Consider the following 13,828-nt stretch of genomic DNA (forward strand, 5'->3'; position numbering starts at 1 on the left):
TCCTCTTAGAACTGGTGCGGGTCGATGATCCGGTACAGGAAGCGCCGGCGGTCCAGGCCCTCGACGATCGGATGGTGATCGCCGACCCGGGCGATCATCCGCTCGCGCAGGGCCACGATCCGGTCCTCGGCCCCGCGGTCGCCGATCATCAGGTCCATCAGGGCGAGGTTGGCCTCGGCCCGCAGCGTGCTGGGGTGTTCGGCGCCGAAGACCTCGGGGCCGGCCTCGACCACGGCCAGCAGCCGGGCCCGGGCCCCGGCCAGGGCCGGGCCGCCGCCGCGGTCGTCCGGTTCGGTCTCGCAGATGGCCATGTTCATCTGGGCCGACAGCGTGTACGGGTGCCGCGGCCCGAGCACCGAGGTGAGGCTGGCCACGGCGGGCCGGATCCACTCCCGGGCCGCCTCATTGCGGCCGGCCGTGCGTTCGGCGATGGCGAGGTCGTTGGCGCAGACCAGCGTGTACGGATGCTGGGAGCCGAGCCGCTGCTCGTAGAAGGCGCGGATCTCGAGCATCTCGAGGATCGCCCGCTCCGGGTCGCCCGAGGTGAGCAGGCTCAGGGCCAGGCTGAGCCGGCAGCTGACCGTCTCGGGGTACTCGGCCCCGAAGAGCCGCTCCAGCTTGGCGAAGGTGGCCTGGTGCAGCGGTACGGATTCATCGATGCGCCCGAGGCTGCGCAGCGAGACCGCGTAGTTGGCCTGCGTCGTGAGGGTGATCCGGGAGTCGGGGCCACGCGTCTCCAGCACGTCGCTGACCGTCTGCTCGAGCAGCGCCGCCGACCGGGCGAACTCGCCGGCGTCGCGCAGGTCCCGGGCGAGGCAGGCGGCCGAGGCGAGGGTCAGGAAGGCGACCTCGCCCAGCACCTCCCGGCGGCGGATGAGGGTCTGCTCGTCGTGTTCGGCGGCCCGCCGGAAGTCGCCCATCAGGCGGTAGGAGACGGCGAGGTTGTTGCGGGCGGCGAGCGTACGGGCGTTCTCCTCGCCGTAGTGCTCCTGCCAGGAGGTGTAGGTCTCGAGGTCGAGGCGCAGGGCCTCGGGATAGCGGCCCAGGCCGCGCAGGTCGGCCGCGAGCCCGCCGCGGGTCATCAGGACGTGCGGGTGGTTGGCCGGCAGCAGCTCCTCCTGTGCGGCCAGGACCTCCTCGTCGACCCGGTACGACTGCTGGAACTCACCCAGGTCGCGCAGCATGTTGGCGTAGTTGAAGCGCAGGTAGAGCAGCTGCCGGCGGAACACCTCGGCCGTGGCCGGATCGGTGATGCCGGCCAGCTGCTCGGCCCAGAGGCGGCTGGTGCGCTCGGCCCGCTCGATGCCGGCGGCCGAGTCACCCTGCTGGAAGTAGAGCCGGATCCGGTCGACGATCAGCTGGCGCACCGGTTCCTCGGTGCTCAGGGCGGCGTCCGAGGCGTCGAGGTGGGGCCAGATCAGCCGGAACTTGGGCCAGTTGCGCTGATCGTCGACCTCGCCGTCGGGGCGGGCCCGGGACAGCACCTGGTGCACCTGCCGGCGCGCCTCGGCCAGCTCGGCCTCGCTCATCCGGTCGCGCACGACGTTCTGCACGACGCGGTGGATGATGATCTGGCCCCGGCGGTCGGTCTCGCCCGCGGTGGGCGGGCGCTGGTCGAGACGCAGCAGGGCCAGCCGGTTGATCTGCTGGACGAGCGAGCCGCGGGCCATCCGCTCGGACAGGGCCGGGTTGAGCGGCTTGAGGTACTCGGCCATCTGGTCGCTGTAGATCAGGTCGAGGGGGATCTCCGGGGCCATCACGCTGCAGAGCTGGAACAGCCGGTACGCCGCGGGGTCGCGGTCGCGGAGCTGGTTGAGCGACAGGTCCCAGGTGCGGGCGATCGACCGGTCGGTGGTCGCGGTCAGGGCGGCGCTCGGGCCCTCCTCGCGGATCAGGTCGAGATAGTCGGCGACCGGCGTGAGGGTCTCGGCGAGCCAGGCGGCCGCGGCGGCGACCACGATGGGCAGGTCGGCGAGCTGCTCGGCCACGAGCGCGGCGTCCTCGCGGCTCAGCGAGCCGACCCGCTGCACGAGGTGGTCGATGCTCTCCTCACGGGTGAAGACGTCGACCTGGATCGGCTGGGTCTGCTCGCCCCAGGACAGGTTGCGCGAGGTGATCAGGACATGGCCCGGGCCGTGCGGCAGGTAGCTGCGGATCACCTCGGGCTCGTCGGCGTTGTCGAAGATCAGCAGCCAGCGCCGCTTGTCCCGGCCGATCTCCTGCACCACGGCCCGGGCGTAGTCGGCGCCGTACTGCTCGGAGCGCAGGTCCAGCTGCTCGCCGAGGTCGTGCAGCGAGCTCTCCAGGCTCTCCTCGCTGTCGGCCCGCAGCCAGGCCACCGCGTCGTACGCCGTGCGGTAGCGGTACGCGTACTCCAGGGCCAGCTGGGTCTTGCCGACCCCGCCCATGCCCTGCAGCGCGACGGCCTGGGTGCCGAACAGGACCACGGCCGACCCCGACCGCAGCTGCTCCCGCAGCTCCCGCAGCACCGCCTCGCGGCCGGTGAAGCGGGCGTTGCGGGCGGGCAGGTTCGCCACCAGCTGGGGTTCCTCGCCCGGGTAACGGGGCGCTCCGGCCAGCACCGCGTCCGTGTCGCCGACCGGGCGGCCGACCAGGTCGAGGACACGCTCGACGGCGGCGGTGGCGGACAGCCCGGCGACGAAGGCCGAGTTGGCCGGCGCGATCCGCCGCCACGGCGCGATGTCGGCGGTGTAGACGGCGCACAGGTCGGGGTCGTCGACCGGCACGGCGCCCTCGCGGCGCGAGATGATCCGCAGGCGCTGCACCCCGTTGGGCGGCGGCTTGTCCGGGTCGGGCACCCGCAGAACCCGGAACCCGCTGGCCACCAGCACGTGCTCGATCCACTCGGTCCACACCTGCTCGGCGCTGGCCCCGGTCAGCAGCATGACGTCGGCCTCGGCGAACGGCTTGCGCTCGAACCGGGCGTTGATCTGGGCCCGGACGCCCCGCGACATGGGCGGCAGCGACATGATCTCCTGGTTGGTGATGTGCCCGACCAGGTTCTCGTACGCGTTGAGCAGGGTCCCGCTCGCCCCGGGCACGTCGCCGAAGGTCGCCAGCGTCTCCTCGTAGGCGTAGTAGGCCTGATAGGGCACCTGCACCCCGAGCCAGTAGGCCTGCCGGCCCCGCTCGTCCATCCCGCCCGGCAGGTCGGCGAACTGGCGCATGGCGACCGTACGCCCGATGTCGGCCTTGCGCTTCTCGGCCGGGTCGACCCGCATCGGCACCGGCAGCACCCGGATGTCGCGCCGGCTGAGCAGGTGCCGGGCCATCTGGGCGGCCCCGTCCATGCCCTGCTCGCTGAAGGTGAAGCAGTCGACCAGCACGTCGGGCAGGTGGCTGGTGCAGATGCCGGCGATGTCGCTGTGCCCGGTCCGGCTGTCGATCAGCGTGTAGTCGTAGTGGTCGCGCATGTCGTCGCGCATGGCGTCGAAGAACCGGCCGCCGTTCTGGTTCTGGTAGAAGTCGTCCCAGTCCATCTCGCCCAGCGCGCCCGCGTACTCGTGGTTCTGCTGCCCGGCCGAGAGGAAGTCGAGGGTGCCGCCGGCCGGGAAGTCCCAGTCGAGCGAGAACGAGTGGCGCTGGACGCAGGCGTACCGCTCGATCCAGCCGGTCGTGTTGTCGCCGCGGGTGGTCGACCACTCGTACTCGCGGATCATGTCGATGATGCCGCGGGTGCCGGCCAGCACGCCGGGGTCGATGAACGGGGTGAAGAAGCGGTGCAGCCCGGGCGACTCCAGGTCCCAGTCGACGGCCAGGACCCGCTTGCCGTTGGCGGCCAGGATCCAGGCCACGTTGGCCAGGGCCATCGTGCGGCCGGTGCCGCCCTTGTAGGAGTAGAACGTGACGACCTGGCCGTACTGGTCGCTGTCCATGGCCGGCCCTCCCCTCAGCTGGGATGTCCTCGTAGGAAGTAGCGCCGGGCGCGGCGGATCGCCTCGTCGGCGGCCCGGGAGAAGTCGGGCGCGCTCCGGGCCTCTCGGGCCGCGCCGCCGGTGAGCCGGACCGCCCGGGCCGCCGGTTCCCGCAGCCGCGGCTCGTGCCCGCTGACCACGACCACGGTCGTCCACCGCGGCAGGTCCCGGAGAAGCTCCTCCACGGCCGTACGGGTCGTCGCGTCGAGCAGCGTCTCCGGGTCGAGCAGCAGGATGCCGGCGAAGTCGCGCACGTCCTCGCCGCCCGGCGGCCCGTTCAGCGCGTCCACGATCTCGGGCAGCAGCCGGAGCTGGTGCGCCGCCTGCACGGCGCGTTCGATCGCCGACGAGCGGTCCGGCCCGAACGGGGTCCACTCCCGGCCGGCGCCGGCCGGCCGGGCCACGATGATCAGGAAACGGGCCTCGGGCTCCGGGGCGGCGATCGGCGGCGCCTCGAGCAGCATCCAGTCCGGAAGGCGGCCGGGGTGCTCGGCGGCGCGCACGATCCGGTCGGCCAGCAGCTCGACGAGCTGCCGCAGCTCACCCGCGTACGCGTTGTGGCGGCAGATGGTCGCCATGCCGCACGCCTGGTACTCGCGGACGCCGTGACCCAGCGACAGGGCCTGCGCCATGCCGCACACTTCGCGCGGCGGCACGTAGACGTCCCACATCACCGGGTGGACGAAGGGCAGGTCGGCCGAGTCGGAGGGCCGGTTGAGGAACGGCGCGAAGTCCGGCGGCGGGGAGTGCAGGAACTCGCGGGTGTAGAGCGGCACCAGCACGCGGGCGTTCTGCCGGGTGGCGACCGGCGCCACCTGGGCCTCACGCCTGGTCGAGAAGTAGAGGGAGCCCGCGCGCAGGCCGGGTGACGGGGTGGCGCGGCTGCGCACTTCCTCTTCGAGCCGGCGGTGGAAACGCTCGACCCATTCGTCCGGAAAGGAGCCACGATCATGAATAAGGGAGAAGTAAAGATCCGGGCGGCTCAAGATCGAATTCCGATCGACGCGCCGAGGAGGGGAAAGATCCTCTCAGCGCGCACGTCCGCTCCGCTCGGTCAGAACATCATCACGATGAGTCCTAGCGTAATGGGAGGGTTCCACCCTGTCATCGTCAGCCGTTCGGATGGTTCGATCTGCGTCGATAACTGAATCAAGGTTGGCGGTTCTTCTCGAACCAGGTGGCCGCGTGGTCGACCGTCGGCACCATCGGCAGCAGGTGAACGGGGGCGGAACCCAGCCGGCCGGCCCGCACCCACGGCTGCTCGAGCAGATCTCGGCCGATCACCGCGAAATCGCGGTCGTCGAGTTGCGGCGCCTGGAATCGGCGCAGCGCGCGACGTCCGTTGTCGATCACGAAACAGGAGAACGCCATCAACGGGGGCGGCACGGAAAGGCGATATTCGGCGAGATGCAGCGCCGTGCACTTGTCCATTCCGACGCCGATCATCATGACGGTGGCGCCGAGCCGGTAAAGCGCTCCGAGCGGCGACCGCTCGCCCAGGTGACAGTCGAGGTCGTGCACGCCGGTGACCTCCTCCGCCGCCGGGCCGACGGCCGCGAACGACGTCTGGGGATGGCGGCTGCGGTGGGCCGCACGATGCCGGCGGACCGCCTCGGCCAGCGCCCCCATGCCCTCGGAGGGGGTGGTGGCGGGGTCGAAGCCGGGCATCGCGGCCTCGTGCCGGGCCCGGTCGTCGTCGGTCATCCCGGCCGTCGCGGCCCGGTACACGCGGCTGGTCAACGAGTTGCCCGGCGTCTGGGCCGGCGTCACCAGCGTCCCCCGGCCGCCCAGCACCGTGCGCAGCGCCGCCAGCAGGGTGGCCGCGCCACCCTCGATGCGGCCGACCCGGCGCAGGGCGCAGTGCACCAGGACGACGCCCGCCGCGGGGATCTCCAGGGCGCGGAGCTCCTCCACCAGCCGGGCCCGGCCGATCATCAGGGCCACTGCCGGATGGTGGCGTCCATCCGCTCCACGAAGTCCTCGCCGAGCGGGGTCAGGGCGCCGGTGGCCCGCAGGCCGGCGATCGCGTCGACCGTCCAGCCGTGATATTTCGCGTACAGCTTCTCGGCCGGCTCGGCCCGGCCCAGCCGCGCCCGGTACAGGTCGGCCACCGCGGCGTGGGCGTAGACGCCCTGCAGCACGCCCTCGATCGGGCGGGGGTCGGGGCGCCAGCCGACCGTCATCCGCCGGTCGGACTCCAGATCGATCAGGTCGCAGAGGTCGAGCAGCGCCCCCAGCTTGCCGTGCTGGAACTCGTGGACCAGCAGCACCGCGAGGTCGGCGGGCTCGGCGAAGGCGGCCGCCACCGACCCGAACGCGTGCCGCGCCGTCGAGGCCCGCTGCGCGCCGGCCGGGTCGGCCCGTAGCGGCACCACCGTGCGCAGGCCGGTGCGCAGCCCGGGGGCGTAGCCGGGCGCCTCGGCCCGGATCAGCCGCCACGCCTCGGCCAGGGCCGACCGCCACTGCGACTCGTCGGCGTCCCGCAGGCGTTCCGCGGGCGACCACCGGTGGCACGCACGGACGGGATCGCCGTCCTCGAGGCGCACTGTCCACCCGTCCTCCAGCGCTATCCGGCGCGCCGGCTGCCAGGAGCCGGTCGCGACGGTCGCGGCCGGATCGGCCGGATCGGCCACGATCACCACCCCGCCCGGGCCGGTCAGCCGCAGGACCCCGCCGTCGGCCCGGACCCGGGCCGATCCCGACGACCCGGCCGGCAGGTAGGCCGTGCCGACCGCCGGCAGGTGCACCACGCCGTCGGCGATCTCGACCTCCAGGTCGGCCGGCTGCCCGGCGCGCACGGCGGCCGCGGCGGCCAGCGAACCCAGGAACGACACCTCGCTGCCGCGCAGCCGCTCCACCACCCACGGGCGCACGTAGGGATGGCTGAGCACCTCCCGGACGGCGTCGGGCGACGTCGCCTCGACCGCGGCGAGCGTCTCCCAGGCGGCGCTGGGGCCGTGCTGATCGGCCACGGCGAACAGCAGCGCCCGCGTGATCGACAGCTCCCGGTCGGCCAGCCAGCCGATGGCCTCGTCGTCGCCGAAACCGGTGGCGATCTGATCGATCACGGCGGCGGGCACGGTGCTCATGTCGTCGGGCTTGGCGTTCTCGGCGTGCATCCGGCTCTCCTCGTTCGTCCGGTCGATGAGGACGCGTAAGTCAGCACAGTAGACAGACGGATTGCCGAAGCCCGCCCCCGGGCGGTAACGATGCGCGTACAACCCGCCGCCGCACTGCGAGAGCACCGGGCAGCTGCGGCAGATCGGGCTGAGCCCGGTGACGGCCGACTGGCGCCCGGCGACCGCCTCGAGAAGCGCCACCTCGTCGACCGGGTGGGTGAAGACGCTCAGGCCGGTGGCCGGGGCGCCCTCGTACGCGGTCTTGATCGTGTCGACCTGCTCGTAGCGGCCGTCGGTCTCGATCACCACCAGGTCGACGGCGTCGGCGCCGAGCTGCTCACTGCCGCTGGGACCGCCGCGAGCGGTCGACTCGAGCGCCTCGAACATACGCACGCGCATCGGCCGCCCGTCGGCCAGCCAGCGCCGGTGCACCGCCGACAGCCACGTCGCGTACGGCGTCGGGTCGTCCCCGGGGCGAGGGGGCGGATGCTCCCACGTGGCGTGCGGCAGCAGGAAGTCGACCCGCGGCGGCCGCTCGGCGAGCAGGGCCTCGTAGACCCGGATCGGGTCGTTGGCGATGTCGATCGTGCAGAGCAGACCCGCGTACAGCTCGCGGTAGGCCGGGGTGCGCAGCAGGGCGAGAGCCGCGCGCACCTGATCGAAACTGCCGGCCCCGTGGGCGAAGCGGCGATGCCGGTCGTTGTCCTCGCGATCGCCGTCGAGCGAGACGCCGACCTTGACGCCCTGCTCCTTGAGCACATCGCACATCGCGGCGTCGAGCCGGACGCCGTTGGTCTGCATGACGAGGTCGAGCCGGGCCACCGGCTCGATCGTCGAGCGCAGGCAGGCGAGAGCCTCCCGCATGCGCTCGACGCCGACCAGGAGAGGCTCCCCGCCGTGCAGGATCACCCTCACCCGGGGCAGGCTCCGGGCCGCCGCGTGCTCGGCGACGCGGTGCGCCGCCTTGCGCAGGACGGGCAGGGACATCGACCGCGGCTTGGTGCGCCAGCTCTGGTCCACCGACTGGTAGACGTAGCAGTGGTCGCACGCGAGATCACAACGCCCGTGCAGCTTCAGGACGTACTGGCCGATGGGGGGAGCCGCGCCGCGGGTGCGGGACATCAGGGTGCGGAATTGAATGCCGCGACGTCCAGCCGCCGCAGGAACGACTCATTGTCGACGATGCGGCGAACGACCCGGGCGGCCTGCTCGGCCGGGATCTCCCGCAGCGCCGCCGCCTTGATGGTGACCAGTGGCTCGGCCAGTGATTCCACGGTCGCCGGAACGGTTTTCACGATGTCTCCAAAATGTTTATGGCGTCGCGGGCAGCTTGCCGCCTGGCGTAACGACCCTGGCGTGGCTGGGGCACGGCGCTGTCAAGACCGTCACACGAGTGGGTAACGGTCCTGGTGCAATTGGCTCGATCAGAATTGTCAGGCCGAGGTGCGGCCCTCTGCGGTGTCGCCGCCGAAGGGAGCGCCTCCGCGCAGGATTTGGCGTTTGGTCCGCGTTGTGGGCCAACCCACATCATCGCATACCATGTGTATCTCCCGATCGCAGGACGCCCATTATCGCCGGGCCCGAAACAGTCCGTTGCCGCCCGATAGTACGTAGGCGCATCCAGCACCAGTTCAAGCGAACGGGCGGCTAGGGCGAGGTTCCGGCGGGCGCCCGGCTCAGGTGGGAATCCGTCCGGGACTGCACGTTCAGGGCGGCGGCCGAGGGCATGGCCGGGGCCGGGGTGACGCGGGGGTCGCCCCAGCGCAGGTCGCCCGACTCGTCGATCCAGCGGCGGCGCCGGGGGTCGGCCTCGATCAGGTCGCTGCGGCGCCAGTTCTCGATGCGGGCGAGCCATTCGCTGTGGTCCAGCGCCTCGCTCAGCACCTGCAGCCGCTGGGCCAGCCCGGGACGCTCGGCCTCGGGCAGCAGCGGGGCGAGCAGGGCGGAGAGCTCGGCCGTCCGTTCGACGCCGCGGCGGGTGACCTCGACCAGGTCGCTGGCGGTGCGCACGCCGGCCGAGCGCAGGGCGCCCCGCAGCGCCGGCGCGTCCGGGCGGCTGTCCAGGTGCATCACCAGGATGGCCTGGTCGACCCAGTCGACCAGGCGGGCGGCCGGGATCCGCGTCTTGAAGAACAGGTCGAGCAGGTCGTGGTGGGCCAGCGCCTCCACATTGACGATGCCCTCCTCGGACAGCCGCGTCCGTTCGTACAGGTCGATGCCCTCGATCTCGGTCAGCGGCTGCTGCTGGTCCAGGTTGAGCAGCACGGCCTTGTGCCGCAGCAGTTTCTCCCAGAGCAAGTGCAGGACCGTGTCCGGTACGAAACCCGCGGTGAACGCGAGCAGGAACAGCGGCTGGGAGTTGTCGGCCGCGTTGGTGACCGCCTCGATGAGCCAGGCCAGGATCACGACCACCAGCACCCGTACGGCGATGGTGGTGTAGGTCTTGGGACGCAGGTCGGAGCGGACGAAGCCCTGCCACACCAGGCGCAGCGCGAAGAAGTAGGCGCCGAGGAACGCGAAGGCGACCAGCGACTGGTCGGGGCTCAGCAGGGCCAGGAACGACAGGCTCTTGTCCGGGCCGGCCTCGATCACGTCGCCCGCGCGGAGCAGGATGAGGAGCCAGCCGAAGGCCAGGACCAGGGTGGCCACGATGATCGGCGAGCGGCGCCCGCGGGTCAGCCGGCCCCGTCCGCTGTCGGCGCCGTACGCCTCCTCGAGCTGCTGGTCGTACTTGGCGCGCACGTCGGACATGGTGGCCACGGTCGGGTCGAGGCGGAACACGTTCTGGATCCACCGTTGCCGCAGGGTGCTCAGCCGTTCCGCGTCGAACTGGAAGTACATCAGGGCCGGCATCAGCGCGGCCACCGAGATGAAGGTCAGCTGCATGAGCCGGCCGACGAGGATCATCGGCGGTTCGGCGTGGACGGCGAACCCGTCGGGCCAGAACGTGACCACCTTGCGCAGGTCGGTGGCCAGGTAGACGATCACCGTGGGAATGAGGACCCCGGTGGCCACCACCACCGCCATCGTGAAGTTGTACCAGGCCCGGCGGCCCGCGTTGCGTTTGCGTTCGCGGTGCGACGGCCGGCTCAGCATCACGAAGAACCACAGGATCAGCACGACGCCGAGGGCGGCCCCGATGCGCCACCACCACCACATCGGCAGCGGCCACAGCGCGACCACCCACAGGAAGACGACCACCGCCGCCACCCGGATCGAACCGGTCAGGGAGGCGTCGGTGTCGACCGGCCGGGGCTTGTCGCACACCGAGATCTGGCGCCGGTCCACGAGCCGATGCAGGTGCGGGAACGCGGCGAAGACGTCGTCCCCGGACCAGAGCCGGGTCTCGAGCGGGGCCAGGAGGAGCACCCGGCCGTCGTGCTTGAGCCAGACCGGCCGGGGCGTCTCGTTCTGCACGAGCCACTCGCGGGTCATGCCGGCCCGTCCTTCGGCGCCGACGCGTGCACGACGACCTCCCCCGTCATGCCCTTCAGCCGGGTGCGCAGGACGGTCGTGGATCCGTACGGCCAGGTCCGGAGAATGTGATCCCCGCCCCGCCGGGCCGCCTGCGGGCCGACGTAGACCGAGCCCGGACCGGCCCGGTCGCACAGCCGCGACGCCACCGTGACCGCGCGGCCCCACACCCCGTAACGGGCCGACTCCCAGGACGGGCTGACCAGCACCTCGCCGCACTCGACGCCGACGTGCACGGGCAGGCCGGGCGGCGCGTCCCCGCCGGCCCGGACCACCCGCAGCGCCGCCTGGACGGCGCACGTGACCTCGTCACCGGCCGGCCCGAGCCCGAAGACCGCCATGAAGCCGTCGCCCAGAACCTGCTGGATCAATCCCCCGTGCTCGGTGACCAGCAGCGCCAGCTCGTCCAGCCTCGGCGCCACCCGCTCGTAGACCATCTCCGGCGGCACGGTCTCGACCAGCGCGGTGAAGCCGCTCAGATCAGCGAAGAGAACCGCGACGTGCCGGCGGACCACACTGGTCCCGTCACGGGTCTGAGTCAGAGTTTTCATCGGTCCGTACCCCCCTTGCCGAACTACAGGAGGACGGAGACCGCGGCGGCGCGCGCTGATACACCAAGACCTTCAGGCGGCGCCGTACGCGTTGAAAGTGCACCAGTTCACGTACGCCGCCGGATCCTGACGGTCGAGACCCGTCCGCGCCTCGAACAGCGCCCGGGCGAGGGTGCGGCCCGCCCGCAGCCGATCGTGCAGCGCGACCATGAGCTCGGCCGCGGCCACGTCGGGCACGGTGGTGACGCTGGCGACCACGCCGGCCGTGCCCCGGGCCAGGACCGCGCTGACGAAGCCGAGCACCTCGTCGCCGGCGTAGCTGATGTCCGCCCCGGACTGGCACGACGCGAGCACCAGCCGGTGCGGCGCCACCGCCCGGGTCGCCAGCTCCTGCAGGGTGAGCGGCCCGTCGCTGAGCGACAGCGAGGAGAACAACGGGTTGTCCGCCCGGAGCTGGCCGTGGCAGGCCAGGTGGGCCAGCCCGGCCCCGTCGAGCAGGCGCAGCACGGCGGCGGCGGTGCTCTCGGGCGGAGTGAGCGCGACCGCCTTCGAATGCAGCTGTCGCAGTTGCGCGATCTCGGCGGTGGCCCCCGGCAGGTCCGGCCCCTCCACGAGCACGGTCGACGGGTTCCGGGCAGCCGCCACCGTGGCCTGCCGGCTGCGCGCCCAGAGACGGGCCGACGGCGCCAGGGAGACGGGCGCGTCGTGCAACGCCGACCACGGCATGCCGTGCAGGTCACCCACGGGGACAACGACCAGTTCGGCGCCGTACGGAACGGACAGCGGGCCGAGCAGCAGGGCGCGCAGCCGTTCCAGGCGCAGATCGGCGCTGAGCCGGGCCGCGTGCCACGAGGACGGCGTCCGCGGCTGGGCCAGCCGGCGCAGGGCGAAGAACAGGGCCCGGGTCTGCTCCAGGACCGCGCCGGCCGAGCCGAGCCGGACCACCCGGCTGCGCCGCGGTTCGACGACCACCGCCACCAGCTCGTCGCCGAGCATGCCGTACTCGACCAGCACCCGCCCGCCGAGCGCCTCGCGCAGCCGGGCCGGCCCGGCCGCCACCTTTCCCCGCCCGGCGGCCGAGCTGCCCCGCCAGGTCGCCCGGCGGATGCGGCCCTCGATGGCGACCTGCCGGGTCAGCAGCGTCCGCAGCGCCCGGCCGCCGTGCCCGTCCCGCTCGGCCAGGCCGTCGAGCTCGGCGTGGACCGCGCGCAGCTCGTCGAGCTGCTCCTGCAGGTCGTCGACCCCGGTCGGCTCGACCGCCAGCAGCGCCGCCGCCCGGGTCCGTTCCATCCAGGCCAGGACCGGACGGGCGCCGCCCCGGTTGATCGTCACCTCGAGGCCGAGCTGCCCGAGCTCGGCGCCGTGGCCCGACGCGAGCGCCCGCAACTCGGCCGAGGGCAGGGCGGCGCGGTGCCGGTCGAGATCGTTGAGGCCGGTCCGGCAGTGCGTCAGCACCTCGTCGGCCCGGCCGAGCAGCCGCGCGGCGAGGGCCGCGGCCAGCCGGCCCCGCAGGCGGATCAGGAACGGGCGGCCGCGGGCCCGGTCGGCCGCGCGGCGGAACGACCGGACCGCGACCTCGGGGCGCCCGACCCCGGCCGCGATCCGGCCCGCGATCAGGTGTCCGTGCACCGCCGCGGCCGGCAGCTCGGCCGCCTCCAGGGCCCGGCACACCCGCCGCGCGTCGCGCAGGTCGGCCGGGCCCAGCGGGCCCGCCAGCGTCCGGATCTCGATGTCGACCAGGGCCGCACGGGCCCTCCAGGCGCCCCGGCCCTGCCGGGTGAAGCTGTCGATCGCCGCCGCCGCGGTCCGCCGGGCCTCGTCGAGGTCGCCGGTGAGCATGGCCAGCTGGGCCACCCGCAGGTCGGCCTCGGCCCCCATGAGCGGCACCTGGTTCTGCCGGAACACCGCGGCGGCCGACCGGGCCGCCTCGCTCGCCTCAGGCACCAGCCGCAGATCCATCAGCGCGTCCGCGTACTCGACGTACTGCTCGCCCAACGGCAGCCCGGCTTCCTCGAAGATCCGCATCGACTCCTCGAACAGCCGCAAACCCTCGGCCAGCCGGCCCTCCTGCACCGTGGCCCAGGCCCGCGTCTCGGCCACCATCGCGACCAGGGCCGGGCCCACCTCTCCGGCCCGGCGGGTCGCCTCGTCGAGCCGGCGCCGGCCCTCGGCGTGCCGCCCCTGCTCCACCGCGATGATGGCCAGGTTGTTGCCGGCGATCACCCGGATGCGCAGCGGTGTGCACCGGTCGGCCAGCAGCTCCCGGTAGGCCGCCGCGGCCTCGGCGAACCGGCCGACGTTCTGGTCGAGGACGGCCCGCTGGAAGGTCAGGTCGGCCACCCGGCCCGGCGCCACGGTGACGGCGGCGGCCTCGAGGTCCCGGTGCGCGGCGGCCAGCCGGCCCAGCTCCTGGTTGACCGCGGCCCGGCTCATCAGCACGTCGGCCAGCGACTGCTTCAGGCCGTGCCGGCGGGCCAGCCGGGCCGCCTCGTCGAGCAGCCGCTTGGCCTCGCCGTCGGCCAGCCGGGCCCGCTCGGCCCAGGCCAGCGCGCGGACGGCCAGGACCAGGGCCTCGGCCGGGCCGTCCCGGCGCACCCGGCGGACCAGCGCCGCCGCGACCGGGCGGAAACGCTGGGGATCCGCCACCACCGCCTCGTGCACCCGCCGGGCGTGGCTCACGAGATCGATCGAGGCATGCGGGTCCGGCATGGTCTCACCCTCCCCGGAGGCCGGCCGTCGCCCCAACCGA

Annotated in this window: 8 protein-coding genes; all 8 read right to left on the reverse strand. The window is 73.1% G+C overall.

What is annotated here, in order from left to right:
* Positions 1-5: 5 nt before the first annotated feature.
* A complete protein-coding gene (gene fxsT, locus AB0J66_RS29475; RefSeq protein ID WP_364667294.1) occupies positions 6-3,896 on the reverse strand; it encodes an FxSxx-COOH system tetratricopeptide repeat protein in 3,891 nt (1,296 codons plus the stop codon).
* A gap of 14 nt (positions 3,897-3,910) precedes the next feature.
* Positions 3,911-4,921: a hypothetical protein gene (locus AB0J66_RS29480; RefSeq protein ID WP_364667297.1), complete on the reverse strand. Its 1,011-nt coding sequence runs from the start codon at positions 4,919-4,921 to the stop codon at positions 3,911-3,913.
* Positions 4,922-5,084: 163 nt separating this feature from the next.
* Positions 5,085-5,870 (reverse strand): AAC(3) family N-acetyltransferase, encoded by a 786-nt coding sequence (locus tag AB0J66_RS29485; protein ID WP_364667719.1) that lies wholly within the window; start codon positions 5,868-5,870, stop codon positions 5,085-5,087.
* Positions 5,870-8,176, reverse strand: coding sequence for an FxsB family cyclophane-forming radical SAM/SPASM peptide maturase (locus tag AB0J66_RS29490; protein WP_364667299.1), 2,307 nt, complete (start codon positions 8,174-8,176; stop codon positions 5,870-5,872). The genes AB0J66_RS29485 and AB0J66_RS29490 overlap by 1 nt, the downstream gene beginning before the upstream one ends.
* Positions 8,176-8,349, reverse strand: a complete 174-nt coding sequence (gene fxsA, locus AB0J66_RS29495; RefSeq protein ID WP_364667301.1) for an FxSxx-COOH cyclophane-containing RiPP peptide — start codon at positions 8,347-8,349, stop codon at positions 8,176-8,178. Before fxsA ends, AB0J66_RS29490 begins: the two co-directional genes overlap by 1 nt.
* Positions 8,350-8,701: 352 nt before the next feature.
* Positions 8,702-10,489, reverse strand: coding sequence for a hypothetical protein (locus tag AB0J66_RS29500; RefSeq protein WP_364667304.1), 1,788 nt, complete (start codon positions 10,487-10,489; stop codon positions 8,702-8,704).
* Entirely contained in the window at positions 10,486-11,079 is a 594-nt protein-coding gene (locus AB0J66_RS29505; protein ID WP_364667306.1) for an adenylate/guanylate cyclase domain-containing protein, read from the reverse strand. Before AB0J66_RS29505 ends, AB0J66_RS29500 begins: the two co-directional genes overlap by 4 nt.
* 72 nt (positions 11,080-11,151) lie before the next feature.
* Entirely contained in the window at positions 11,152-13,788 is a 2,637-nt protein-coding gene (locus AB0J66_RS29510) for a CHAT domain-containing protein (protein WP_364667309.1), read from the reverse strand.
* Between the last annotated feature and the right edge of the window lie 40 nt (positions 13,789-13,828).

Source organism: Actinoplanes sp. NPDC049598 (genome assembly GCF_040675435.1).
GTDB lineage: Bacteria > Actinomycetota > Actinomycetes > Mycobacteriales > Micromonosporaceae > Actinoplanes.